Raw genomic sequence first — 25451 nt, 5'->3', positions numbered from 1 at the left:
GTTTTTCCACTTTCTGTACCATCTAAATATCGTTTCACCGCTTGGATTTTTTCTTTTGAAGAAAATTTAGCCATAAAAAATGCACCTCCAATTGTTAGACTGTGTCTAACAATTGGGGTGCACTTCATTTTTACAATTAGGCTTTTTTATATAGTGTTTTTGTTATATACTATACTCAGTAATAAAGAAAGGGCTTACATTTAGGGGTGCTCTTTAGAATACGAATACTTTGATTATGTTTTATGTAAATGTTCGATATTTAATGCAGAAAAATGTTGGATTTTGTTGACACGTATGAGAGCAAGTGGTAAGATTACTTCGAAAAGAATCACTGCCTCATATAATCTTGGAGATAAGGTCCATAAGTTTCTACCTGGCAACCATGAATTGCTAGACTATGAGGGGAAAAGTGTGTAACAAAGGATGTAAAGGATCTTTGTGCCGAACTTTTTCTCGAAATGAGGAATGTTTATGGTGCAAAGTTTTTTTTATGCAATAAAGAGTGAAAATTTCATTAAAAAAAATTATTATTATTTATTCGACAATTACGCTTATTTTGGTGTTTAGTCATTTGTACTATGTTGTAAGTTGAAAAAAGAGAAAAGAAGTCTTACATCAGAGGTCGAATAATTGAAATGCGGGGGAGTCTTATGTCAGTAAAATCCGATAGTCGTCACCTATATCTACGGGTGATTGATCACATCAAAGAAAAAATTAAAGATGGGGCTTATAAAGAACGACAAAAGTTACCATCAGAGTTTGATTTAGCGAAAGAACTTGGCGTAAGTAGAGCGACTTTAAGGGAAGCGTTGCGTATTTTAGAAGAAGAAAATGTTGTCATTCGTAGACATGGTGTAGGGACATTTGTAAATGCAAAGCCATTATTTTCTTCTGGAATAGAACAACTTTCTAGTATTACAGATATGATTTCTAGTGTGGGGAAAACACCAGGAACAATCTTTTTATCATCATCTACTACAACTTTAACAGAAGAGGAAAAAGAGAAGTTTAATAGTGAAGATGGTTTTAATGCAGTGATGATTGAACGCGTGCGTACAGCAGATGGGGAACCTGTTGTGTATTGTATCGATAAACTTGCAAAAGAAATATTGCCAGATTTATCGGGTTACAATGAGGAATCATTATTAACGGTGATACATAATAACACACATAAGCGCATAACATATGCGGTTGCCCACATTGAGCCAATTGGCTATCACCCTAAAATCTCACCGATTTTAGAATGTGAGCCTGAAACAGCACTGCTTGTATTAAAACAAATGCACTATGATCAAAATGATGAGCCAATCTTATATTCTATCAATTACTTTAGAGCTGATAAATTTAGCTTCCACGTATTAAGAAAGCGTATGTAGGTAAATTCCTTTTTAGGGAGGTGACAGCAAGAAGTAAGGAACAGCAGCGTAAGAATAAATAAATATATATCATTTTTGGAGGGGTTTCTAGTATGAAGAAAAAAGCAGGCCTTTTATTATCATTAACATTAGCAGCAAGTACAGTTTTAGGTGCATGTGGTAACTCGGATAAGGCGAGCAGTGACAAGAAAGACACGAAAGACAATAAAGATTTCAAGGTTGGTCTTGTAACGGATGTTGGGGGCGTTGATGATAAGTCATTTAACCAATCTTCTTGGGAAGGGTTACAAAAGTTTGGTAAAGATAATGGTTTAAAAGAAAAGACAAATTATCGTTACCTTCAGTCTGAAAAAGAAGCTGATTATATTCCGAATTTAAAAAAATTCTCAAAAGATAAATATGATTTAACATTCGGAATTGGTTATAAATTAGAAGGTGCAATTAAAGAAGTAGCAAAAGAATCTTCAAAACAACAATTTGCAATCGTAGATACTGTTGTAGATGCACCGAACGTAACGAGCATTACGTTTAAAGATCATGAAGGATCATTCCTTGTAGGTGCGGTAGCAGCTATGTCAACAAAATCGAATAAAGTAGGATTTGTTGGTGGAATGAAAAGTGATTTAATTAGTAAATTTGAAAATGGATTTAAAGCTGGTGCAAAGGCAGTAAATCCAAACATTGAAATCGTATCTGAATATGCAGAAGCATTCGATAAGCCTGAAAAAGGTACAGTTCTTGCTTCAGCAATGTATGGTCAAGGCGTAGACGTAATTTATCATGCTGCTGGTGGTACAGGTAACGGTGTGTTCACAGAAGCGAAAAACCGTAAGAAAAAAGGTGAAAATGTTTGGGTAATCGGTGTTGACCGTGACCAACATCAAGAAGGTATGCCTGAAAATGTAACATTAACTTCAATGATTAAACGTGTTGATGTAGCAGTAGAAAAAGTAGCTAAAGAAGCAAAAGATGGGAATTTAAAAGGTGGGAAAATTGAAGAGTTTGGCTTAAAAGATGACGGTATTGGTATTTCAAAAACAACTGATAACGTGAAAAAAGTTAACCCTGAAATTTTAACAAAAGTAGAAGAGCTTGAAAAGAAAATTACAGCCGGTGAAATTAAAGTGCCAGCTACAGATAAAGAGTATAAAGAATACGAAGCTTCTCTAAAAAAATAAATAGAGAAATAGCAAAGGTTAGTTCATAGAACTAACCTTTGTATGTATAAAACTTCCGAATTGCTTAATAAGTTAATAGTGTAATAGGGAATGTTCCCTGTTAAAAGGAGGAACACAATGGAATACGTAATTGAGATGAATAACATTACGAAAGTATTCCCAGGCATTGTAGCGAATGATGATATTACGCTGCAAGTAAAGCAGGGTGAGATACATGCTTTACTTGGAGAAAATGGTGCAGGGAAATCCACATTGATGAATGTACTATTTGGTTTGTACCAACCAGAGCAGGGTGAAATTAAAATTAAAGGTAAACCTGTAAAAATTACAAATCCGAATATAGCAAATGACCTTGGTATTGGAATGGTCCATCAACACTTTATGCTTGTTCATAATTTTACAGTTACAGAGAATATTATTCTCGGAAATGAACCGAAGAAAAAAGGGAAAATTGCTGTTGAGGATGCTGCTAAAGAAATTCAAAAACTGTCTGAACAATACGGTTTGGCTGTAGATCCATATGCGAAAATACAGGATATTTCAGTGGGTATGCAACAGCGTGTTGAGATTTTGAAAACTCTTTACCGCGGTGCAGAAATTTTAATATTTGATGAACCGACAGCTGTGTTAACACCACAAGAAATTCATGAGCTAATTCAAATTATGAAAAAGCTTGTACAAGAAGGAAAATCTATTGTTCTTATTACACATAAGTTGAAAGAAATTATGGAAGTTTGCGATCGTTGTACGATTATTCGTAAAGGAAAAGGGATTGGAACGGTTGACGTTGCAAATACGGATGAAAATAAACTTGCAGAATTAATGGTCGGACGTCAAGTGAATTTTAAAACAGAAAAAATAGACGCGAAGCCAAAAGAAGAGGTACTTTCAATTGAAAACCTTGTTGTTCACGATGCACGTCAACTACCTGCTGTAAAAGGCCTTGACTTAACTGTTCGTGCGGGGGAAATTGTTGGGATTGCAGGGATTGATGGAAACGGACAAAGTGAATTAATAGAAGCGATTACTGGTTTACGAAAAGTTGAGTCAGGTTCTATTGCAATTAAAGGAAAAGAAATAACAAATTGGCCTGTTAGAAGAATAACAGAAGAAGGAATTGGTCATATTCCAGAAGATCGTCATAAACACGGACTCGTTCTTGATTTTTCTGTTAGAGATAATATAGTTCTTCAAACGTACTATAAAAATCCGTTTTCAAAGAAAGGGATTTTAAATTTCAGCAAAATTACAGAAAAAGCAAAGTCTCTTATTGAACAGTTTGATGTACGTACACCTAGTGAGCAAACGTTAGCACGCGCTCTATCTGGGGGCAATCAACAAAAAGCAATTATTGCACGTGAAGTAGACCGAAATCCAGATTTATTAATTGCGGCACAGCCAACACGTGGTTTAGATGTAGGAGCAATTGAATTTATTCATAAGAGATTAATAGAGCAAAGGGATAAAGGAAAAGGTGTATTACTTTTATCATTAGAGTTAGATGAAATCTTAAATGTTAGCGATCGAATTGCTGTTATTTATGAAGGGGAAATTGTAGCAATAGTTGATGCGAAAGAAACGAATGAACAACAGCTTGGATTGTTAATGGCTGGAGGAACAAAGAAGGAGCAGGTGGGTACAAATGGCTAAAAAACTTTTAACAGAACGAACGATAAATATTTTAGTCCCAGTACTATCCGTTATTTTCGGCTTACTTGTAGGAGCGATTGTAATGCTAGTTAGTGGCTATGATCCAATTGTTGGTTATAGTGCACTTTGGACAGGAATGTTCGGCAGCGCAAGTGCGATTGGTGAAACGCTCCGTACAATGATACCGCTTATTCTTGCTGGCTTATCGGTGGCGTTTGCATTTCGTACAGGTTTATTTAATATCGGGGTAGAGGGTCAATTGTTAGTTGGTTGGCTTGCGGCGGTTTGGTTCGGTTATGCAGTCTCACTACCAGCGTTCCTTCATATTCCATTATCGATTTTATTTGCCGCATTGGTGGGCGGAATTTGGGGCTTCATTCCGGGATATTTAAAAGGGAAGTTTCAAGTGAATGAAGTTATTGTAACTATTATGATGAACTATATTGCGTTGTATGTAACGTATGACATCATTAAGCGTTTCTTACATGCGGGTAATGACAAAACGTATGATATTAAAGAGAGTGCGTCACTATCTTCAGACTGGCTTGCTTCTATTACTGACGGTTCACGTCTACACTGGGGAATTATTGTAGCAATTTTAATCGCTATTTTAATGTGGTTCTTATTAGATCGAACAACTTTAGGTTACGAATTAAAGTCTGTAGGATTTAATCAGCATGCTTCTCAATATGCAGGTATGAAAGTTTCTCGTAATGTAGTATTCTCTATGACAATTGCTGGTGCATTTGCGGGGATTGGTGGAGCGATGGAAGGATTAGGGACATTCCAGAGTATGACAGCGATGTCTTCGTTTACAGGAGTAGGATTTGATGGGATTGCCGTAGCATTACTTGGAGGGAATAATCCGTTTGGTATAATCCTTTCAGCTTTATTATTTGGTGGTTTGAAAAGTGCTTCCCCTCAAATGAACTTTGAGGCAGATGTACCGTCAGAGCTTATTAATGTAATTATTGCATGTATCATCTTCTTTGTTGCATGTAGTTATGTGTTAAGATGGGCGCTTACACGCATGAGCAAGGAGGGGAAATAAATGAGCTTTTTAGATATATTAGCCATTCTTGTGACGGGTACGTTATATACATCGGCACCTATCATTTTCACAGCACTAGGTGGTGTATTTAGTGAACGATCGGGTGTTGTAAATATCGGATTAGAAGGACTAATGCTATTTGGTGCATTTATTGGAGTTGTTACAAACTTATTAATGGGTGATACTTGGGGAACGATGACTCCATGGATTGCGTTATTATTTGCGGCAATTGGTAGTGGATTATTTGCATTACTTCATGCGGTAGCTTCTATTACATTCCGAGCAGATCAAGTTGTAAGTGGTGTAGCCATTAACTTCTTATCTCTTGGTTTAACAGTATTTGCAATTAAGAAGATTTTTGATAAAGGGCAGACTGACTTTATTCAGTATCGTATTGAAAAGATTGATATTCCAGGCCTTTCGGATATTCCGGTTTTAGGGAAAATATTTTTCTCGAACGTACCAATAACGTCGTATATTGCCATTATTTTAGCATTCGTTGTTTGGTATGTTATTTATAAAACACCGTTCGGTCTTCGTCTACGTGCTGTTGGTGAACACCCAATGGCAGCGGATACGATGGGGATTAATGTATATAAAATGCGTTATATTGGAGTCTGTATTTCAGGAGTGTTTGCTGGAATCGGTGGAGCGATTTTTGCAATGTCAATTTCTAATAACTTCTCAGGGGCAACTATTACAGGACAAGGTTTCTTAGCTTTAGCTGCTATGATTTTTGGGAAGTGGAATCCACTAGGCGCATTAGGTGCAGCTCTATTCTTTGGTTTTGCGCAATCTCTAAGTGTAACGGGCGGAACAATTCCTGTATTAGATCAAATTCCAAGTGTTTTATTAACGATATTACCATATGTATTCACAATATTAGCGCTTGTTGGTTTTGTAGGTCGTTCTGAAGCTCCGAAAGCATTAGGAACTCCTTATGAAAAAGGAAAACGATAAGTATTTTATAAGTATAAAAAAGCTCGCACATTAGTGTGGGCTTTTTTACATAGAATATATTTAATACGGAATTTTACTATGTTCCTTACATATTAAAGTTTTTAGAAAGAATCATATGTAAGCATAATAAGGGAGAAAAGTTGATTTTTTATTTCTAAAAACTGTATATTGAAGAGGAATATTCCTATATACGTAAAGGAGGGCTATAAATGAAACTAATGGAACAACAACTACATGAGTTAGATGGTTTGCGCGTACATATTATTCCGACTGATAAATATAAAACGAATACCTTTGTATTTCGTTTTAAAGCGCCTTTAAATGAGGAGACGGTGACAGAGCGTGCCTTATTGCCATACGTATTGCAAAGTGCGACAGAAAAATTACCTTCTGTAATTCGTCTTCGTCAATATTTAGAAGAATTATACGGATCTTCTTTAGCGGTAGATGTAAGTAAAAAAGGGGAAGACCATATTATCTCCATTTATGTAGACATTGCAAATGAAGTTTATTTACATGATGCACCACCGTTATTTGAAAAAGCGCTTTCTATGTTGTCAGATATTGTGTTACATCCAGCAACGGAGGGCAACGGTTTCCTATCTTCTATCGTAGAAAGTGAAAAAAGAGCACTGTTACAGAGAATTGAAGCTACTTATGATGATAAAATGCGTTATGCAAACGAGCGTTTAATTGAAGAAATGTGCAAAGTAGAACCGTATCGTTTAAGTGCAAATGGAAAAAAAGAGAGTGTTATGTCTATTACAAATGAAAGTCTGTATCAATATTATCAAAAGGTGTTAGCGGAAGATGAAATGGATCTATATATTATTGGTGATATTTCAGAAAACGCCGTTGATCTTGTAAGTAAGTATTTTTCTATTTCAGCTCGTCCAGTGAGAGAAAGAAATGTACTCCTTCATAGACGAAATAATGAAGAAAAAGAAGTTGTTGAAAAACAAGAATTAAAACAAAGTAAATTACACATCGGTTATCGTACATTTGTCACATATAAAGATGAAGATTATTTTGCATTGCAATTGTTCAATGGATTGTTTGGTGGCTTTTCTCATTCGAAGTTATTCGTAAATGTGCGTGAAAAAAATAGTTTAGCGTACTATGCAGCATCGCGCTTTGAAAGTCATAAAGGTTTATTATTTGTTATGTCAGGAATTGAAGCGAAAAATTATGAAAAAGCAGTTGAGATTATTAAAGAACAAATGCTTGCGATGCAAAACGGAGAGTTTTCTGAAGAAGAAATACATCAAACAAAAAGTGTCATCCAAAATCAAATATTAGAGGCAATTGATACACCACGTGGCTTTGTAGAAATGCTATATCATGGTATTATTTCAGATCGTACACGTCCAGTTGAAGAATGGCTTACAGGTATAGAAAGTGTGACAAAAGAAGAAATTGTAAAAGTTGCTAAAAATATTGAACTAGATACAATTTACTTTTTACAAGGAACGGAGGGAGAGTAAATGGAGAAAATTGTTTATGAGCAATTAAAAGAAACACTCTATTATGAAAAACTTCCTAATGGATTAGATGTATATGTTTTACCGAAACAAGGATTTAATAAAACATTTGCGACGTTTACGACGAAATATGGTTCTGTAGATAATACATTTATACCATTAGGGAAAGAAGAAATGATTCGTGTGCCAGATGGGATTGCACATTTTCTTGAGCATAAATTATTTGAAAAAGAAGATCACGATGCTTTCCAATTGTTTAGTAAACAAGGAGCATCGGCAAATGCTTTTACATCCTTCACACGAACAGCTTACCTTTTTTCAGGTACTTCAAACGTAGAACAAAATTTAAATACATTGCTAAACTTCGTACAAGAGCCCTATTTCTCTGAAAAAACGGTTGAAAAAGAGAAGGGGATTATTGGGCAAGAAATTCAAATGTATCAAGATAACCCAGATTGGCGTTTGTACTTTGGGTTAATTGATAGCTTATTTGTAAAACACCCAATTAAAATTGATATTGCGGGGACAATCGAATCTATTAGTAAAATTACGAAAGATTTATTATATGAATGTTATGAAACATTTTATCATCCGAGCAATATGTTATTATTTGTTGTGGGTGCAATTGATCCAGAGAAAACAATGGATTTAGTACGTGAAAATCAAGCGAAAAAAGATTATAAAAACCAGCCAGAAATTGTGCGTTCATTTGAAGAAGAACCAAATGAGGTAAATGAAAAGAAAAAAATTATTTCAATGCCTGTGCAAACACCGAAATGTTTAGTTGGTATTAAAGCGACTAATTTAAAAGAAAAGGGGCAAGCGCTTTTAAAACAAGAAATTGCGCTTACGTTACTTTTAGATTATTTATTTGGAAAAAGTTCTGTTCATTACGAAGCTTTATATAATGAAGGACTTATTGATGATTCATTCTCGTATGACTATACAGAAGAAAATAACTTCGGTTTTGCAATGGTTGGTGGTGATACGAAACAACCTGATGAATTGGCAGATCGTTTAAAAGATATTTTATTAAAAACAGATTATGATCAATTAGATGCGGCGGCATTAGAACGAGTGAAGAAAAAGAAAATTGGTGGTTTTTTACGCTCGTTAAATTCACCAGAATATATTGCAAATCAATTTACACGATACGCGTTTAATGAATCTAGCCTATTTGATGCATTGACTGTATTAGAAGGACTAACCGTTCAAGACTTACAAGAAGTAGCGGGATTATTGTTATCAGAAGAAAAAATGAGTGTTTGTCAGGTGTTACCGAAAAAATAAAATTTTAAAGATACCCTCATCTTATCATTGAAAAATTGTAAGATGAGGGTATTATTTAGTTGTGTGAAAATTGAAGTTGTAGAGATAAGAGAGGGAATTTATGAAAAAGTATGCGTTAGTAACTGGAGGGAGCGGAGGGATTGGCTCTGCTATTTCGAAACAATTAATTCAAGATGGATATACAGTTTATGTTCATTACAATAACAGTGAAGAAAAGGTATTGGAATTGCAGAAGGCATGGGGAGAAGTTATCCCTGTTCAAGCTAATTTAGCTTCTAGTGATGGAGCAGAACGATTGTGGGGACAAATTGAACATCCTATTGATGTTATTGTATACGCAGCGGGGAAGAGTATTTTTGGATTAGTAACAGATGTAACAAACGATGAATTAGATTATATGGTAGAACTTCAAGTGAAGAACGTATATAAATTACTTTCAATGGCACTTCCGCCTATGATTGAGAGAAGAAGTGGTAATATTGTAATTGTTTCATCTATATGGGGACAAATAGGGGCTTCTTGTGAAGTACTTTATTCAATGGTAAAAGGGGCGCAAAATTCATATGTGAAAGCTTTAGCGAAAGAAGTTTCTTTAAGTGGATTACGTGTGAATGCAGTAGCACCAGGAGCAATTGAAACGGAAATGTTAAGTGTTTTTTCTGAAGAAGATAAAATGGGAATTGCTGAAGATATACCATTAGGTAGAATAGGATTACCAGAAGAAGTAGCGAAAACAGTTTCATTTCTCGTATCACCAGGAGCGTCTTACATAACTGGACAAATTATCGGAGTGAATGGCGGTTGGCACTGCTAAAAAATTCTTACATAAAAAATGAATAGTTGCACAAATTAAGGATGATTTTATTACTCAATAGTGAGGTGCTTAATTATGTCAGTATTAGATAATTTTGATCAGTGGAAGAGCTTTTTAGGAGAACGTTTAGAGCAAGCGCAAGACAAAGGTTTAGATGGCGGTGCGGTATCAGATATGGCATTTCGTGTTGGCGACTATCTTGCTAATGAAGTAGAAGGACGCAATGACCAAGAGAAATTATTAGCTGAGCTTTGGAAAGTTGCTGATGAACAGGAGCAACATACAATTGCAAATTTAATGGTTAAGTTCGTACAACATAAGTAAAAGTAGAGAGGAGAATCTCCTCTCTACTTTTTTTGTATAATAATTACACAGGATAGATTATACATTTAGCTTCCCTATTAGGGTGAAATCATATAATATAGTACGTAGGTGTAAAGTAAGCAAGGGGAGTGATCTTGGATGATTGAATGGTATTTTGAATATGAAATACATAAAAACCGACCTGGCTTGCTTGGTGACGTTTCTTCGTTAATCGGTATGCTCGGCATTAATATTGTCACAATTAATGGTGTAGATAATGCACGACGTGGGTTACTTCTTATGTGTGATAATCAAGAGCAAATCTCTAGACTTGAATCAATTTTAAATACGATGGATAACATAACGGTAACGAAATATCGTCCGCCCAAGCTAAGAGATAAGCTAGCGGTTAGGCATGGTAGGTACATACAACGAGATGCAGATGATAAGAAAACATTTCGATTTGTGCGTGATGAATTAGGCTTACTTGTAGACTTTATGGCAGAAATCATGAAAAAAGAAGGCCATAAACTAATTGGGATACGCGGAATGCCTCGTGTCGGAAAAACAGAATCCATTGTTGCTGCAAGTGTTTGTGCAAATAAAAGGTGGTTATTTGTATCATCTACTCTTATTAAGCAAACTGTTCGCAGTCAATTAATTGAAGATGAGTATAGCGATGACAATATTTTCATCCTAGATGGAATTGTGTCAACGAAGCGTGCTAACGAAAGACATTGGCAGCTCGTTCGTGAAATTATGAGATTGCCTGCAACGAAAGTTGTGGAACATCCTGATGTATTTGTGAGTCAGTCAGAATACACATTGGATGATTTTGATTATATTATCGAGTTGCGTAACGATTATGATGAAGAAATACAATATAATTTAGTAGATGAAATTGAGCAAGGTACGCAAAATAATTTCTCTATGTTTGACTTTTAAAGAAATATTGAGGTGTTAGTAGTGACGGAATTGGGACAAAAGCTGAAAGAAACAAGAGAAGCGAAAGGCTTGTCTATTGATCAGCTGCATGAGATTACAAAAATTCAAAAACGCCATTTAGTGGCAATTGAAGAAGGCAATTATGATGTATTGCCAGGAGCTTTTTATGCGCGTGCATTCATTAAACAATACGCAGATGCGGTTGGATTAAATGGAGAGGAACTGCTTGTAGAACATCAGAGTACGATACCACAATCTGAAAAGCGTGAAGTTCCACAAGTATCAACGGGACAAAAAACACAAGAAACAATGCAAAAATCTTCATCATGGCCAATTGCAGATCACATGCCGAAAATCTTAGTTGCGCTGTTAGTCATCGCAGTTGGAGTGGTAATCTGGTTTGTGTTTCAAGCGTTAACTGGAAAAGATGATGAAAAAGTTCCAAGCGCTCAAAGTGAGAAAATTGAAGTTCAAAAAGCGAAAGATTCTCCGTTAGATACGAAGAAAGATGAAGTGAAAGCGGAAGAGCCAAAAAAAGAGGAACCAAAGAAAGAAGAACCAAAGAAAGAAGAACCAAAGAAAGAAGAACCAAAGAAAGAGGAGCAACCAGCACAACCAACTGGACAGCAAGAAGTGAAAGTAGTTGGAACAACTGGAAAGGTATCTACTTTGGAAATTCATAATAATAAAACATTAGAACTGGAAATTTCAGCTAAGGGTACAAGTTATGTAGATGTTAAGGATGATGCGGGTAACGAAATTCTAAACACTACAGTACAAAGCGGTCAAACAGAGAAACGCGATGTATCAACATTAAAAGAAGTACGACTTAATATTGGAAGTGCACCGAATGTTGAAATTAAACTGAATGGCCAAGTGCTTGCTTTCCCGTTAGATCCACAAAAAGAATATCACCAAAGATTGGTGATTAAAAACCAAGGGATAGAGCAACCAGCACAATAACAGTCATCGCTTCGATGACTTTTTTTCGATGAACAAATGTTTTTGATATGATGGAGGAATAGCTGTGAATTTACCAAATAAAATTACAATATCTAGAATCTTCTTAATTCCAATTTTTATGGTAATTATGTTAGCGCCCTTTGATTGGGGTTCATACAAAATTGGTGATGTTGATTTGCCAATTCAACATTTAGTGGGGGCACTTATCTTTATCATTGCTTCAGCTACAGATTGGATTGATGGACATTACGCAAGAAAGTATAATCTTGTAACGAATTTAGGGAAGTTTCTTGACCCGTTAGCTGATAAATTGCTTGTTTCGGCAGCACTTATTACATTGGTAGAGATGCAATATGTACCGGCTTGGATTGTTATTGTAATTATCAGTCGTGAGTTTGCGGTAACAGGTTTACGTCTTGTACTTGCTGGAACAGGGGAAGTAGTTGCAGCAAACCAGCTAGGAAAAATTAAGACGTGGACACAAATTATTGCAATTGCAGCATATTTATTACACGATGTACCTTTAAATTTAATCCATATTCCAGTTGCAGATATCTTCATATGGATTGCATTAATCTTTACTGTTATTTCAGGATGGGATTATTTCTGGAAAAATAGAGCTGCTTTTGTAAACTCAAAATAGAAGTTTATGGGGGAATTGGGATGAATGCTGAGATTATTGCGGTTGGAACTGAATTATTACTTGGACAAATTGCAAATACAAATGCCCAGTTTTTATCTGAAAAGTTAGCTTCAATCGGAATTAACGTGTACTATCATACTGTTGTTGGTGATAATAATAAGCGATTGCAAAAGGCGATTGAAGCTGCGGAAGAACGTGCTGATATACTTATTTTTACAGGTGGATTAGGACCAACAAAAGATGATTTAACGAAAGAAACGATAGCTGCTAGTTTAGATGAAGAGCTTGTGTATGATGAAAAGGCATTAGCCTTAATAAGTAATTACTTTAAGCGTACAGGCCGTGAATTTACGGAGAATAATAAAAAGCAAGCGCTCGTTTTAAATGGAGCAACAGTATTTGCAAATGACCACGGTATGGCGCCTGGTATGGGGGTAAATAAGAACGGAAAAGTTTATATTTTATTACCAGGGCCGCCAAAAGAAATGAAACCAATGTATGTAAGTTACGTAGAGCCTTTTTTACGTAATTTTACAACAGGAGAAAACATTTATTCTCGTGTGCTTCGTTTCTTCGGTATTGGGGAGTCCCAATTAGAGGTGAAAGTGCAAGATTTAATTGATGGACAAACAAACCCAACAATCGCCCCGTTAGCAAATGATGGAGAAGTGACATTACGTTTAACCGCTAAGCATCAAAATGTTAGCGAAGCGGAGAAACTAATTCAACATGTGGAAGATTTGATTTTAGAAAGAGTAGGAGAATTTTTCTACGGATATGACCAAGAATTTTTGCATTATAAGGCAATCGAGTTATTGAAGAGAAAAGGGTTAACTTTAGCGTGTGCAGAAAGTTTAACAGGTGGTCTTTTTGGAAATCAAGTAACTGAAAACGCTGGTGTTTCTTCTGTGTTTAAAGGCGGTGTCATTTGTTATCATAATGATGTGAAGCAACATGTTTTACGTGTGCCTGAAGAAGTGTTGCATACTGATGGTGCAGTTAGTAAAGAATGTGCTCGTTATCTTGCTGAAAATGTTAAGGATGTATTAAAAGCGGATATCGGAATTAGTTTCACTGGGGTAGCAGGGCCAGATGCTTCAGAACAGAAAGAACCAGGAACAGTATTTGTTGGGCTTTCGATTAAGGATGAACCAACTGTAGTCTTTCCTCTTAATTTAAGCGGAAGTCGTCAACAAATTAGAGAACGAACAGCAAAATATGGATTTTATCATTTATATAAAAAGCTAGAAGAGATATAAGTTTCTTCTAGTTTTTTTTACGGTTAAATTTAGATATTATTTGATAGAAAATAAAAAAATCGAATAAATGTTCGATTTTTGTTGGCAAATTGAATTGAAAATAGGTATAATAAGATTAGCAATTCAGTTAAGGAGGAATTTTGAATGAGTGATCGTCAAGCAGCGTTAGATATGGCGTTAAAACAAATAGAGAAGCAATTCGGTAAAGGTTCAATTATGAAATTAGGAGAACAAGCGGAGCGTAGAGTTTCTACGGTTTCTAGTGGTTCTTTAGCACTTGATGTGGCACTAGGAGTAGGCGGATATCCACGTGGCCGTATTATCGAAATTTACGGACCTGAAAGTTCAGGTAAAACGACAGTTTCATTACATGCAATTGCAGAAGTACAACGTCAAGGTGGACAAGCAGCATTCATTGATGCGGAGCACGCAATGGATCCTGTATATGCACAAAAATTAGGCGTTAACATAGATGAATTACTATTATCACAGCCTGATACAGGGGAGCAAGGATTGGAAATCGCGGAAGCACTTGTACGAAGTGGTGCGGTTGACATTATCGTAATTGACTCTGTAGCAGCTCTTGTACCGAAAGCAGAGATTGAAGGCGATATGGGTGACTCACACGTAGGTTTACAAGCACGTTTAATGTCACAAGCACTTCGTAAGCTTTCAGGAGCAATCAACAAATCAAAAACAATTGCAATCTTTATTAACCAAATTCGTGAAAAAGTTGGGGTTATGTTCGGAAACCCAGAAACAACTCCAGGTGGTCGCGCGTTGAAATTCTATTCAACTGTCCGTCTTGAAGTGCGTCGTGCGGAGCAATTAAAGCAAGGTAACGACATCGTTGGTAATAAAACAAAAGTAAAAGTAGTGAAAAATAAAGTAGCACCACCATTCCGTGTTGCGGAAGTTGATATTATGTACGGAGAAGGTATTTCAAGAGAAGGTGAAATCTTGGATATGGCTTCTGAGCTTGATATTGTTCAAAAGAGCGGTGCTTGGTATTCTTATAATGAAGAACGCCTAGGACAAGGTCGTGAAAATTCGAAGCAGTTCTTAAAAGAAAATACAGATTTAAGAGAAGAAATTGCCTTCTTTATTCGTGAGCATCACGGAATTAGTGAAGATTCTGGTGCTGAGGGCGCAGAAGATTCAACTCTTCTTGATTAAAAAAATAAAAGACACGGCCTCGTGTCTTTTATTTTTTTATCTACTATTAAGGAGCATAATACTATAGATAAAAATATTTTTTTACTTCAAATGGGTTGTGTAAAGAGGGATATTTAAATATTTTAAGGAAAAAAATGGGGATTACTAAGGTTTTCCAGTATAGTAGGCTCCTTACTTTTTAAATTTAGGTCACATTCAAGGCTGAAGGTAAAGAAAGTAAAAGTAGACAACGCTTGACAATGAAAATTACGATAGATACAATGAGAATGTATATTTTTTCTTATATACAATATACTCTTCTCAAGAAGAGAAGTAATATTCGGAGTAAGGTTTAAATCTTACCGAAATAATAATATGACATTTTAATTGTGAAATGAAGAAAGTCCCTTAAAAAAGCGGGACGACGGTCTTTGCTGTATGTTGTAATTCAATGTACATGCCGACAGTCTTTTTTCATTCATAGCAAGGGGAGGTGAAATCATGACGAGTACAGTTTGGATACTCATCTCCATTTTGCTTGCAACAGTCGGTGCAGTTGTTGGCTTTTTTGTTCGAAAGTCTATTGCTGAAGCGAAGATTAATGGTGCAGCTAATGAAGCGAGACGTATTTTAGACGAAGCGAATCGTGATGCTGAAGCACTTAAGAAAGAAGCGCTTTTAGAAGCAAAGGATGAAATTCATACACTTCGTACAGAAGCTGAATTAGAAATTCGTGACCGTAGAAGCGAATTACAAAAACAAGAAAATCGTTTAATGCAAAAAGAAGAGAACCTTGATCGTAAAGACGAAACGCTCGATAAACGCGAGCAACAGTTAGAGAAGAAAGAGGAATCTCTTGTAGCGAGACAACAACAGATTGAAGAGTTGGAAAGCAAAGTGGGAGAGTTAGTTCAAAAGCAACAAACAGAATTAGAGCGCATTTCCAATCTGACACGCGAACAAGCGAAAGCAATTATTCTTGGTAAAGTAGAAAGTGAAGTTTCTCATGAAATCGCTGTTATGGTAAAAGAAAGTGAAGTTCGCGCGAAAGAAGAAGCGGATAAGAAAGCAAAAGAGATTTTATCTCTTGCAATGCAAAGATGTGCAGCTGATCATGTTGCTGAAACAACCGTTTCGGTTGTAAATCTTCCAAATGACGAAATGAAGGGACGTATTATCGGGCGTGAAGGTCGTAATATTCGTACGTTAGAAACGTTAACGGGTATTGACTTAATTATCGATGATACACCAGAGGCGGTAATCCTTTCTGGATTCGACCCAATTCGTCGTGAAACAGCTCGTATCGCTCTTGATAAACTAGTACAGGACGGACGTATTCACCCAGCGCGTATTGAAGAGATGGTCGAAAAATCAAGACGTGAAGTGGACGAGTATATTCGCGAAGTCGGAGAGCAAACAACGTTTGAAGTAGGTGTTCACGGATTACATCCAGATTTAATTAAAATTTTAGGTCGTTTAAAATACCGTACAAGTTATGGTCAAAACGTCTTAAAACACTCTATGGAAGTTGCATATTTAACTGGACTTATGGCGGCAGAGCTTGGCGAGGATGAAAAACTAGCAAGACGTGCAGGTCTATTACATGATATCGGAAAAGCGATTGACCATGAAGTAGAAGGAAGCCACGTTGAAATTGGTGTTGAACTTGCAACGAAATATAAAGAGCATCCTGTAGTTATAAACAGTATCGCATCTCACCATGGTGACACAGAACCAACTTCTATCATTGCAGTTTTAGTTGCAGCAGCAGATGCTTTATCAGCTGCAAGACCGGGAGCTCGTAGTGAAACACTTGAAAACTATATTCGTCGTCTTGAAAAGTTAGAAGAGATTTCAGAGTCTTATGAAGGCGTTGAAAAATCATTTGCAATTCAAGCAGGACGTGAAGTTCGTATTTTGGTAAAACCAGATACAATCGATGACTTAGAAGCTCATCGTTTAGCTCGTGATATCCGAAAACGTATTGAAAATGAACTGGATTACCCAGGACATATTAAAGTAACTGTTATTCGTGAAACACGTGCAGTGGAATACGCAAAATAAAGTGGTGAAACACCACTTTATTTTTTTGTGTTGGAATTGGATAAAATAAAGACAGTTAGTTATATAGCATAAAAGTGAAGCAAACTTATAATAAAGATATTATAAGGAATTTACTTGATGCTATAGCAATAAAAAATGCAGTACATAGAAAGGGTAAGACATATGAGAATATTATTTGTTGGGGATGTAGTAGGATCTCCTGGTAGAGGTATGATTCAACAATACGTACCGGCATTAAAGAAAAAATATACACCTACAGTAACAATCATTAATGGAGAAAATGCAGCAGGTGGCCGTGGGATTACAGAAAAAATATATCGAAACTTTTTAGAGTGTGGGGCGCAGGCAGTTACACTTGGAAACCACGCTTGGGATAATCGTGAAGTATTTGAATTCATCGATGATGCAAAATATCTTGCAAGACCAGCTAACTTCCCAGAAGGAACTCCAGGAAAAGGACTTATCTTTGTGAACTGTAATGGAACAGAAGTTGCAGTTATTAATTTACAAGGACGTACTTTCCTTCCTCCAATTGATTGTCCATTCCGTAAAGTGGATGAATTAATTAATATTGCGAAAAAACGTACGAATATTATATTTGTTGATTTCCATGCGGAGACTACAAGTGAAAAACAAGCGCTAGGTTGGTATGTAGATGGACGTGCTACAGCAGTAGTAGGTACGCATACGCATGTCCCTACAGCGGATAACCGTATTTTACCAAGCGGAACGGCATACATTACAGATGTTGGGATGACAGGGCCGTATGACGGAATATTAGGTATGGACAGAGAAGCAGTATTGAAGAAGTTTTTAACAAACTTACCAGTACGATTTGAAGTAACAAATGGTAGAACGCAATTAAGTGCAGTGTTAATTGATGTGGATCCAAATACAGGAAAAGCAAAGAAAATTGAACGTATTTTAATTAATGATGATCAACCATTTTTTGAGTAAATTTTCGTTAAATTTTAGATAAGTTATTATATTTTAATTTTTTAGAAAAATTACGAAAATTTAGCAGGAATACGCGCCATTCCTCGTGAATATAAGTTAAAGTGAAATAATTGCTAATACTTTTTAAAGAAACGAGGAGGAAACGCGGAATGGAAATATTAAAAGTTAAAGCAACGTCGGTCCCTAATTCTGTAGCTGGTGCACTTGCAGGTGTTATTCGCGAACGCGGAACAGCAGAAATTCAAGCTATTGGTGCAGGTGCATTGAACCAAGCTGTAAAGGCAGTAGCAATCGCAAGAGGATTTGTAGCGCCTAGTGGTTTGGACCTGATTTGTATCCCAGCGTTTACAGATATTATGATTGATGGCGAAGAGCGTACAGCAATAAAATTAATTGTAGAACCTCGTTAAGTTTAAACAACCTGTTTGCAGTATGCAAACAGGTTGTTTTTATAATGGAGGAATGAAAATGAAAATTTTTGATGCTCATTGTGACGTGCTTCTTCAGTTATGGAGTGCACAAGGGAAAAGGAATTTTAAAGATGATTCACAATTACATATTACATTTGAACAGTTAAAGAGAAGAAAAGGAAGTATACAATGTTTTGCTATATATGTACCAGAAACAGTGGCATATGAAAACCGATTTGAAGTAGCATTACAAATGGTAGATATTTTTTATAATGAAATTTTATCCCTACAAGGTGTGAAGTTTATTCAGACAAAAGATGATATTAACATATTAAAACAGGACGAGATTGGAGCGATATTAACAATAGAAGGATGCGAAGCAATTGGAAAAGATGCAATGAAATTACGGTTGTTGTATCGCCTAGGAGTACGTTCTTTTGGACTAACATGGAATTATGCCAATCTCTTAGCTGATGGTGCGCTAGAGACACGTGGGGCGGGTTTAACGACTTTTGGTAAACATGTTGTACAAGAACTGAATACGTTACATGTATGGACTGATGTGTCTCATTTGAATGAAAGAAGTTTTTGGGATGTTATAGAGATTGCAAAAAATCCTATTGCTTCCCACTCAAATTGTATGAAACTTTGCGAGCACCCACGTAATTTAAACGATGAACAACTTAAAGCTCTTATAAAGCGAAATGGCATGATTGGTGTCACTTTTGTACCGCAGTTTCTAACAAATGAAAAACAAGCGAATGTAGCAAATATAGTAAGACATATCGAATATATTTGTTCATTAGGTGGAGAGCGCAATATAGGATTTGGTTCCGATTTTGATGGGATTTTAGAAACAGTTGTAAATGTATCAGCGTATCGAGATTATGAAAATGTAATGAATGAGCTTTGTAAACACTATGCTACATCTACTGTAGAACGATTTTTATATGATAATTTTGTAGAACATATGAGTTTTTAAATTCTGATTTAAAATTCAGAAAAATTAAAATTAATTCATTTGATTTTATTGCTTTTTTTAAGACCTAATACTAGAATGAAAAACAAAATAGCTTTATACTAAAGATTCAGGGAAATCAGAAGAGGCATAATTTGCGTCCGTTGTAGTTTATTTGCATAAAAAATGCTAAACTATTACTGTAAAAAAATACACTACAATGAATGCAGCCAAAAGGGGTGTAGGAGATGATTAGTCAACTTTCATGGAAAGTTGGAGGCCAACAAGGTGAAGGAATTGAAAGTACAGGAGAAATCTTCTGTATTGCATTAAACCGATTAGGATATTACCTATACGGTTACCGCCACTTCTCATCACGTATAAAAGGCGGCCATACAAATAATAAAATTCGTGTAAGTACAACAGAAGTACGAGCGATCTCAGATGATTTAGATATTTTAATTGCTTTTGACCAAGAAACAATTGATTTTAATTTCCACGAACTACGTCCAGGTGGAATTGTAGTTGCGGATGCGAAATTTAATCCAACAATACCTGACAATACAGATGTAAATCTATATGTGATACCGTTTACAGATATTGCTTCAGAATTAGGCACATCATTAATGAAAAACATGGTTGCTGTAGGAGCATCAAGTGCAGTATTAGGATTAGATGAAACAGCTTATTTAGATGTTGTTGAAGAAATCTTTGGTCGTAAAGGAGAGCAAGTCGTTCAAAAGAATATGGACGCAATTAAACGCGGCTCTCAATATATGAAAGAATTACTAGGTGAGAAAGTAAACATGATGCAGCTTGAAAAAGCTGATGGTAAAAAACGCATGTTTATGATTGGAAACGATGCAATCGCATTTGGTGCGGTAGCTGGTGGTGCTCGTTTTATGTCAGCATACCCAATCACACCTGCATCAGAAATTATGGAATACTTAATTAAAAAATTACCGAAAGTCGGCGGAACAGTAATCCAAACTGAGGATGAAATCGCAGCTTGTACAATGGCAATCGGTGCAAACTATGCTGGTGTTCGTACATTAACGGCATCTGCTGGTCCTGGTCTTTCATTAATGATGGAAGCAATCGGTTTAGCAGGTATTACAGAAACCCCATTAGTAATTGTTGATACACAACGTGGCGGCCCAAGTACAGGATTACCAACGAAACAAGAACAGTCTGACTTAATGGCGATGATTTACGGTACGCATGGTGAAATTCCAAAAATCGTAATGGCGCCAAGTACAGTTGAAGAAGCTTTCTATGACATTGTAGAAGCATTTAACTTATCTGAAGAATATCAAGTTCCTGTTATTTTCTTAACAGATTTACAGCTTTCGTTAGGAAAACAAACAGTAGAACCACTTAAATTAGATAAAGTGGAAATTCGTCGTGGTAAGCTTGATTTAGAAGCAGAATTACCAGAACGTGAAAATAAAGCATACTTCAAGCGTTATGAAGTAACAGAAGACGGCGTTTCACCACGTGTTTTACCTGGTATGAAAAATGGTGTTCACCATGTTACAGGTGTAGAACATGATGAAACTGGAAAACCATCGGAATCAGCAATAAACCGTAAAGATCAAATGGACAAACGTTTCCGTAAAATGGAGAACTTGAAGTTTAATACCCCTGTTTATAAAAATGTTAAGCATGAAGAAGCAGACGTATTGCTTGTTGGATTTAACTCAACTCGTGGTGCGATCGAAGAGGCAATGACGCGTTTAGAACAAGAGGGTATGAAAGTAAACCATGCTCATGTGCGTTTAATTCACCCGTTCCCAACAGCTGAAATCGATCCACTTGTGAAAAAGGCGAAGCGTGTTGTAGTAGTAGAAAACAATGCAACAGGTCAGCTTGCTAACATTATGAAAATGAATCTTGGTAATGGTGAGAAAATTTCTAGTCTTTTAAAATATGATGGAAACCCATTCTTGCCGAAAGAGATTTACAACGAATGCAAAAAAGGGGTTGTATTAAATGGCAACATTTAAGGACTTTCGTAACAGTGTAAAGCCAAACTGGTGCCCAGGTTGCGGAGACTTCTCAGTGCAAGCTGCAATTCAACGTGCGGCAGCTAACGTTGGCCTAAATCCAGATGAACTTGCTGTTATTTCTGGTATCGGCTGTTCAGGCCGTATTTCAGGTTATATTAATTCATATGGTGTGCATAGTATTCATGGTCGTGCCCTTCCGATTGCACAAGGTGTGAAAATGGCAAATCGTGATTTAACAGTTATCGCTTCAGGTGGTGACGGTGATGGATTTGCGATTGGTATGGGACATACAATCCATTCTATTCGTCGTAATATCGACATTACGTACATCGTAATGGATAACCAAATTTATGGATTAACAAAAGGGCAAACTTCACCACGTAGTGAAGCTGGATTTAAAACGAAAAGCACACCACAAGGTTCAATTGAACCATCACTAAATGTAATGGAAATGGCCTTAACAGCTGGTGCGACATTTGTGGCGCAAAGCTTTTCGAGTGATTTAAAAGAATTAACACAAATTATTGAAGCTGGTATTAACCATAAAGGATTTTCATTAATTAACGTATTTAGCCCATGTGTTACTTACAATAAAGTAAATACTTACGATTGGTTTAAAGAGAACTTAACGAAACTAAGCACAGTAGAGGGATATGATCCATCTAATCGCATGATGGCTATGCAAACTTTAATGGAAAATAACGGTTTAGTAACAGGGTTAATTTATCAAAATACTAAGCAACCATCATATCAAGAACTTGTTAAAGGCTATAGTGAAGAGCCTTTAGTGAAATCTGATTTAAATATGGATCAGAAAATGTTTGATGAGCTTGTTGCTGAATTTATGTAATGTAAGAAAAAAAGGTTGCCGATTTGGCAACCTTTTTTTATGTACAAAAATATAGGGTAGTCTTATTTACTTAGAAAATTCAGAATGATAAAATAATATATGAATCGTTGTATGAAAATGGCAAGTTCATTGCTTATGAAATGTAAGGTAATAAAAGGCCTTTGTATTGTTAAAATTGGCGAAACACGTCATACTATGGTAATGTTTATAGGGATAAAGCAATATGCTTTTGGGTAGGACAACAAGAAATGATAAAAAGGGAATGTCTATTTGCGTGGGGAAGACTTCATTCTTATGAATGATTAGATTGATTACTCAAGTTTCAAAGGACAAGTTATCTCTCCAGCTATCTAACCATTTTTGAGGTGAGTCTAAGCGCATTAAAATGGACTATAGAGTGTGTATAGTTAAGGGTGAAAGGAGATTACCGATGAACGAGCAACAACGATTAGCAAGTCAACAAGCAAATTCCTCTACGAAAAAAGAAGAGAAAGATTATAGTAAATACTTTGAAAGTGTATATCAACCACCTTCCTTAAAGGATGCGAAAAAGCGTGGGAAAGAAGAAGTTAAAATTGAACGGGATTTTGGCTTACCTGAAGAGTTTCGCAATTTTGGTACAGGAAGAAAGTTCTATATTCGTACATATGGTTGTCAAATGAATGAGCATGATACGGAAGTAATGGCAGGTATTTTCACAGCACTTGGATATGAACCAACTTTTTCAACTGAGGATGCAGATGTAGTTTTATTAAACACTTGTGCAATTCGTGAAAATGCTGAAAATAAGGTGTTTGGTGAGCTAGGCCATTTAAAGTCACTCAAACGAAGAAATCCAGACCTTTTAATTGGTGTATGTGGTTGTATGTCTCAAGAGGAATCTGTTGTAAATAAAATTATGCAAAAAAATCAGCATGTAGATATGGTATTTGGAACGCATAATATTCATAGACTACCGTATATTCTAAAAGATGCGATGTTCTCGAAAGAGACGGTAGTTGAAGTTTGGTCAAAAGAAGGTGACGTAATTGAAAACCTTCCGAAAGTACGTCGTGGTGATATTAAAGCGTGGGTAAATATTATGTATGGCTGTGATAAATTCTGTACGTATTGTATTGTACCGTATACACGCGGAAAAGAGCGAAGTAGACGTCCAGAAGATATTATCCAAGAGATTCGTCATTTAGCTGCAAATGGTTATAAAGAAATTACTTTACTTGGACAAAACGTAAATGCATATGGTAAAGACTTTGAAGATATAGAATACGGTCTTGGCGATTTAATGGACGAACTTCGTAAAGTTGATATTGCCCGTATTCGTTTTACAACGAGCCATCCACGTGATTTCGATGATCACTTAATTGAAGTGCTTGGAAAAGGTGGCAACCTAGTAGAACATATCCATTTACCAGTTCAATCTGGAAGTACAGATATGCTGAAAATTATGGCACGTAAATATTCGCGTGAGCATTATTTAGAACTTGTAAGAAAAATTAAAGAAGCAATTCCAGATGTAGTATTAACAACAGATATTATCGTTGGTTTTCCAAATGAAACAGATGAGCAATTTGAAGAAACGATGTCGTTATATCGTGAAGTAGGGTTTGATACTGCCTTTACATTCATTTATTCTCCTCGCGAAGGTACACCAGCTGCAAAAATGAAAGATAATGTACCGATGGAAGTAAAGAAAGAACGTCTTCAGCGCTTAAATACACTAGTAAATACGTTGGCAATTGAAAAGAATAGTCGTTACAAAGGTCAAATTGTAGAAGTGTTAGTTGATGGGGAAAGTAAAAATAATCCGGAAGTACTTGCAGGTTATACTCGTACGAATAAACTTGTAAACTTCGTCGCTTCAAAATCTTTAATTGGTCAGCTTGTGAAAGTGAAAATAACGGAAGCAAAAACTTGGTCTCTTAACGGGGAATTAGTTGAAGAGCCGATTGAGGTGAAATAATAGATGAAAGTATATTCGAAAGATGACATTGTTGAACAAGCGAAAGAATTAGCAAAAATGATTTCTGAAACAGAAGAAGTTGATTTTTTTAAGAAAGCAGAGGCGCAAATTCATAAAAATGAAAATGTAAAGCGCGCAATCGATGAAATTAAAGCACTGCAAAAACAAGCAGTAAACTTGCAACATTACGGGAAATGGGAAGCTTTAAAAAAGGTAGAAGCTGAAATTGATGCATTGCAAGATAAGTTAGACAGTATTCCAGTCGTACAACAATTTAAATCTTCACAAACATACGTAAATGACTTATTACAGTTAGTTGCTAGTACAATTTCTAACAACGTAACAGATGAAATATTAATTTCAACTGGTGGCGATGTACTAAAGGGTGAAACTGGCGCAGCGGTAGAAAGTAAAAAAGGAAATTGTGGTTGTTAAAGAGATGTCATATTGACATCTCTTTTTTTTTGTGGATTAAACGTAAGTTCTTCTCAAAAAAAGAATGACACATTCCGCTATTGTCACGCATATGATTAAGTGAATAGTGATTGAGGAGGGTTACGAATGTCCGAATTTAGAGAGATTATTACAAAAGCAGTGGTTGGAAAAGGACGTAAGTATACAAAGTCAACGCATACATGTGAATCGAATAATGAGCCAACAAGTATTTTAGGGTGCTGGGTAATTAACCACTCGTACGAAGCAAGAAAGAATGGAAAACATGTGGAAATTGAAGGTTTCTATGATGTGAACACTTGGTATTCATTTGATGGAAATACAAAGACTGAAGTTGTAACAGAACGTGTGAACTACACGGACGAAGTAAGTATTGGTTATCGTGATAAAAACTTTTCTGGTGACGATTTAGAAATTATTGCTCGTGTTATTCAGCCGCCAAATTGTTTAGAAGCACTTGTATCACCAAATGGTAATAAAATTGTTGTAACTGTAGAACGTGAATTTGTAACAGAAGTAGTTGGAGAAACGAAAATTTGTGTAAGTGTAAATCCTGAAGGCTGCGTAGAATCAGATGATGATTTCCAAATTGCTGATGATGAATTTGAAGAATTAGATCCGAACTTTATAGTTGATGCAGAAGAAGAGTAATAGAAAGCTAGGGAGAAGTTCTTCCTAGCTTTTTACTTTACATAAGTGGGGCTGAATGAACATGATTCTTT

23 protein-coding genes and 1 riboswitch are annotated in these 25451 nt (G+C 36.0%); all 23 genes read left to right on the top strand.

Annotated elements, in window-relative coordinates; translation table 11 throughout:
* The first annotated feature begins 316 nt into the window (after positions 1-316).
* Positions 317-418, top strand: a riboswitch (purine riboswitch).
* Positions 419-650: 232 nt separating this feature from the next.
* The 23 genes from D1166_RS17900 to cotE all read left to right on the top strand — a co-directional run bounded on the left by D1166_RS17900 (position 651) and on the right by cotE (position 25380).
* Positions 651-1376, top strand: coding sequence for a GntR family transcriptional regulator (locus D1166_RS17900; RefSeq protein WP_000114182.1), 726 nt, complete (start codon positions 651-653; stop codon positions 1374-1376).
* Between the two features lie 92 nt (positions 1377-1468).
* Positions 1469-2554: a BMP family lipoprotein gene (locus D1166_RS17895; protein WP_000725771.1), complete on the top strand. Its 1086-nt coding sequence runs from the start codon at positions 1469-1471 to the stop codon at positions 2552-2554.
* A 117-nt stretch (positions 2555-2671) separates the two neighbouring features.
* Positions 2672-4204: an ABC transporter ATP-binding protein gene (locus D1166_RS17890; protein ID WP_000456909.1), complete on the top strand. Its 1533-nt coding sequence runs from the start codon at positions 2672-2674 to the stop codon at positions 4202-4204.
* Positions 4197-5255 (top strand): ABC transporter permease, encoded by a 1059-nt coding sequence (locus tag D1166_RS17885; protein ID WP_001085254.1) that lies wholly within the window; start codon positions 4197-4199, stop codon positions 5253-5255. The genes D1166_RS17890 and D1166_RS17885 overlap by 8 nt, the downstream gene beginning before the upstream one ends.
* Positions 5256-6215, top strand: a complete 960-nt coding sequence (locus D1166_RS17880) for an ABC transporter permease (RefSeq protein ID WP_000008857.1) — start codon at positions 5256-5258, stop codon at positions 6213-6215.
* A 209-nt stretch (positions 6216-6424) separates the two neighbouring features.
* Positions 6425-7699 (top strand): EF-P 5-aminopentanol modification-associated protein YfmF, encoded by a 1275-nt coding sequence (gene yfmF, locus D1166_RS17875; protein WP_000772405.1) that lies wholly within the window; start codon positions 6425-6427, stop codon positions 7697-7699.
* Complete coding sequence (yfmH, locus tag D1166_RS17870) at positions 7700-8986, top strand: EF-P 5-aminopentanol modification-associated protein YfmH (RefSeq protein ID WP_000411969.1); 1287 nt, start codon at positions 7700-7702, stop codon at positions 8984-8986.
* A 100-nt stretch (positions 8987-9086) separates the two neighbouring features.
* On the top strand, positions 9087-9800 hold the full coding sequence (gene ymfI / locus D1166_RS17865; RefSeq protein ID WP_000759606.1) for an elongation factor P 5-aminopentanone reductase: 714 nt from the start codon (positions 9087-9089) through the stop codon (positions 9798-9800).
* A 75-nt stretch (positions 9801-9875) separates the two neighbouring features.
* Complete coding sequence (locus D1166_RS17860) at positions 9876-10124, top strand: DUF3243 domain-containing protein (protein ID WP_000114450.1); 249 nt, start codon at positions 9876-9878, stop codon at positions 10122-10124.
* A 138-nt stretch (positions 10125-10262) separates the two neighbouring features.
* Positions 10263-11048 carry a DUF3388 domain-containing protein gene (locus D1166_RS17855; protein WP_000574107.1) on the top strand — a complete coding sequence of 262 codons (786 nt, stop codon included), beginning with the start codon at positions 10263-10265 and terminating at the stop codon, positions 11046-11048.
* A 21-nt stretch (positions 11049-11069) separates the two neighbouring features.
* On the top strand, positions 11070-12011 hold the full coding sequence (locus D1166_RS17850; RefSeq protein WP_097861497.1) for a helix-turn-helix domain-containing protein: 942 nt from the start codon (positions 11070-11072) through the stop codon (positions 12009-12011).
* Positions 12012-12075: 64 nt separating this feature from the next.
* Entirely contained in the window at positions 12076-12654 is a 579-nt protein-coding gene (gene pgsA / locus D1166_RS17845) for a CDP-diacylglycerol--glycerol-3-phosphate 3-phosphatidyltransferase (RefSeq protein WP_001052967.1), read from the top strand.
* A 20-nt stretch (positions 12655-12674) separates the two neighbouring features.
* Positions 12675-13913, top strand: a complete 1239-nt coding sequence (cinA, locus tag D1166_RS17840) for a competence/damage-inducible protein CinA (RefSeq protein WP_000990688.1) — start codon at positions 12675-12677, stop codon at positions 13911-13913.
* Positions 13914-14057: 144 nt separating this feature from the next.
* On the top strand, positions 14058-15089 hold the full coding sequence (gene recA, locus D1166_RS17835; RefSeq protein WP_001283860.1) for a recombinase RecA: 1032 nt from the start codon (positions 14058-14060) through the stop codon (positions 15087-15089).
* 480 nt (positions 15090-15569) lie between these two features.
* Positions 15570-17132 carry a ribonuclease Y gene (rny, locus tag D1166_RS17830; protein ID WP_000204911.1) on the top strand — a complete coding sequence of 521 codons (1563 nt, stop codon included), beginning with the start codon at positions 15570-15572 and terminating at the stop codon, positions 17130-17132.
* A gap of 162 nt (positions 17133-17294) precedes the next feature.
* Complete coding sequence (locus tag D1166_RS17825) at positions 17295-18089, top strand: TIGR00282 family metallophosphoesterase (protein WP_001221095.1); 795 nt, start codon at positions 17295-17297, stop codon at positions 18087-18089.
* Positions 18090-18238: 149 nt separating this feature from the next.
* Complete coding sequence (gene spoVS / locus D1166_RS17820) at positions 18239-18499, top strand: stage V sporulation protein SpoVS (RefSeq protein ID WP_000404341.1); 261 nt, start codon at positions 18239-18241, stop codon at positions 18497-18499.
* Positions 18500-18557: 58 nt separating this feature from the next.
* Positions 18558-19481, top strand: a complete 924-nt coding sequence (locus D1166_RS17815) for a dipeptidase (RefSeq protein WP_061654840.1) — start codon at positions 18558-18560, stop codon at positions 19479-19481.
* 224 nt (positions 19482-19705) lie between these two features.
* Complete coding sequence (locus tag D1166_RS17810; RefSeq protein ID WP_000625417.1) at positions 19706-21463, top strand: 2-oxoacid:acceptor oxidoreductase subunit alpha; 1758 nt, start codon at positions 19706-19708, stop codon at positions 21461-21463.
* Positions 21450-22316: a 2-oxoacid:ferredoxin oxidoreductase subunit beta gene (locus D1166_RS17805; protein WP_000190155.1), complete on the top strand. Its 867-nt coding sequence runs from the start codon at positions 21450-21452 to the stop codon at positions 22314-22316. Before D1166_RS17810 ends, D1166_RS17805 begins: the two co-directional genes overlap by 14 nt.
* Before the next feature lie 430 nt (positions 22317-22746).
* Complete coding sequence (gene miaB, locus D1166_RS17800) at positions 22747-24276, top strand: tRNA (N6-isopentenyl adenosine(37)-C2)-methylthiotransferase MiaB (protein WP_001005388.1); 1530 nt, start codon at positions 22747-22749, stop codon at positions 24274-24276.
* A gap of 3 nt (positions 24277-24279) precedes the next feature.
* Complete coding sequence (locus D1166_RS17795; protein ID WP_000870461.1) at positions 24280-24711, top strand: YlbF/YmcA family competence regulator; 432 nt, start codon at positions 24280-24282, stop codon at positions 24709-24711.
* A 126-nt stretch (positions 24712-24837) separates the two neighbouring features.
* Positions 24838-25380 (top strand): outer spore coat protein CotE, encoded by a 543-nt coding sequence (gene cotE / locus D1166_RS17790; RefSeq protein WP_001288799.1) that lies wholly within the window; start codon positions 24838-24840, stop codon positions 25378-25380.
* Positions 25381-25451: the final 71 nt, after the last annotated feature.

It is taken from the genome of Bacillus sp. ISO11 (assembly GCF_003458115.1).
GTDB classification, from domain to species: Bacteria; Bacillota; Bacilli; order Bacillales; family Bacillaceae_G; genus Bacillus_A; species Bacillus_A cereus.
This window is presented reverse-complemented; position numbering and strand designations above follow the sequence as displayed.

Coding starts and splice junctions, on each gene's coding strand:
- D1166_RS17860 (WP_000114450.1), top strand. CDS start 9,876: ATGTCAGTATTAGATAATTTTGATCAGTGGAAGAGCTTTTTAGGAGAA.
- D1166_RS17895 (WP_000725771.1), top strand. CDS start 1,469: ATGAAGAAAAAAGCAGGCCTTTTATTATCATTAACATTAGCAGCAAGT.
- cinA (WP_000990688.1), top strand. CDS start 12,675: ATGAATGCTGAGATTATTGCGGTTGGAACTGAATTATTACTTGGACAA.
- recA (WP_001283860.1), top strand. CDS start 14,058: ATGAGTGATCGTCAAGCAGCGTTAGATATGGCGTTAAAACAAATAGAG.
- D1166_RS17805 (WP_000190155.1), top strand. CDS start 21,450: ATGGCAACATTTAAGGACTTTCGTAACAGTGTAAAGCCAAACTGGTGC.
- D1166_RS17795 (WP_000870461.1), top strand. CDS start 24,280: ATGAAAGTATATTCGAAAGATGACATTGTTGAACAAGCGAAAGAATTA.
- D1166_RS17885 (WP_001085254.1), top strand. CDS start 4,197: ATGGCTAAAAAACTTTTAACAGAACGAACGATAAATATTTTAGTCCCA.
- yfmH (WP_000411969.1), top strand. CDS start 7,700: ATGGAGAAAATTGTTTATGAGCAATTAAAAGAAACACTCTATTATGAA.
- D1166_RS17900 (WP_000114182.1), top strand. CDS start 651: ATGTCAGTAAAATCCGATAGTCGTCACCTATATCTACGGGTGATTGAT.
- D1166_RS17825 (WP_001221095.1), top strand. CDS start 17,295: ATGAGAATATTATTTGTTGGGGATGTAGTAGGATCTCCTGGTAGAGGT.
- D1166_RS17810 (WP_000625417.1), top strand. CDS start 19,706: ATGATTAGTCAACTTTCATGGAAAGTTGGAGGCCAACAAGGTGAAGGA.
- rny (WP_000204911.1), top strand. CDS start 15,570: ATGACGAGTACAGTTTGGATACTCATCTCCATTTTGCTTGCAACAGTC.
- spoVS (WP_000404341.1), top strand. CDS start 18,239: ATGGAAATATTAAAAGTTAAAGCAACGTCGGTCCCTAATTCTGTAGCT.
- miaB (WP_001005388.1), top strand. CDS start 22,747: ATGAACGAGCAACAACGATTAGCAAGTCAACAAGCAAATTCCTCTACG.
- yfmF (WP_000772405.1), top strand. CDS start 6,425: ATGAAACTAATGGAACAACAACTACATGAGTTAGATGGTTTGCGCGTA.
- D1166_RS17880 (WP_000008857.1), top strand. CDS start 5,256: ATGAGCTTTTTAGATATATTAGCCATTCTTGTGACGGGTACGTTATAT.
- cotE (WP_001288799.1), top strand. CDS start 24,838: ATGTCCGAATTTAGAGAGATTATTACAAAAGCAGTGGTTGGAAAAGGA.
- ymfI (WP_000759606.1), top strand. CDS start 9,087: ATGAAAAAGTATGCGTTAGTAACTGGAGGGAGCGGAGGGATTGGCTCT.
- D1166_RS17890 (WP_000456909.1), top strand. CDS start 2,672: ATGGAATACGTAATTGAGATGAATAACATTACGAAAGTATTCCCAGGC.
- D1166_RS17815 (WP_061654840.1), top strand. CDS start 18,558: ATGAAAATTTTTGATGCTCATTGTGACGTGCTTCTTCAGTTATGGAGT.
- D1166_RS17855 (WP_000574107.1), top strand. CDS start 10,263: ATGATTGAATGGTATTTTGAATATGAAATACATAAAAACCGACCTGGC.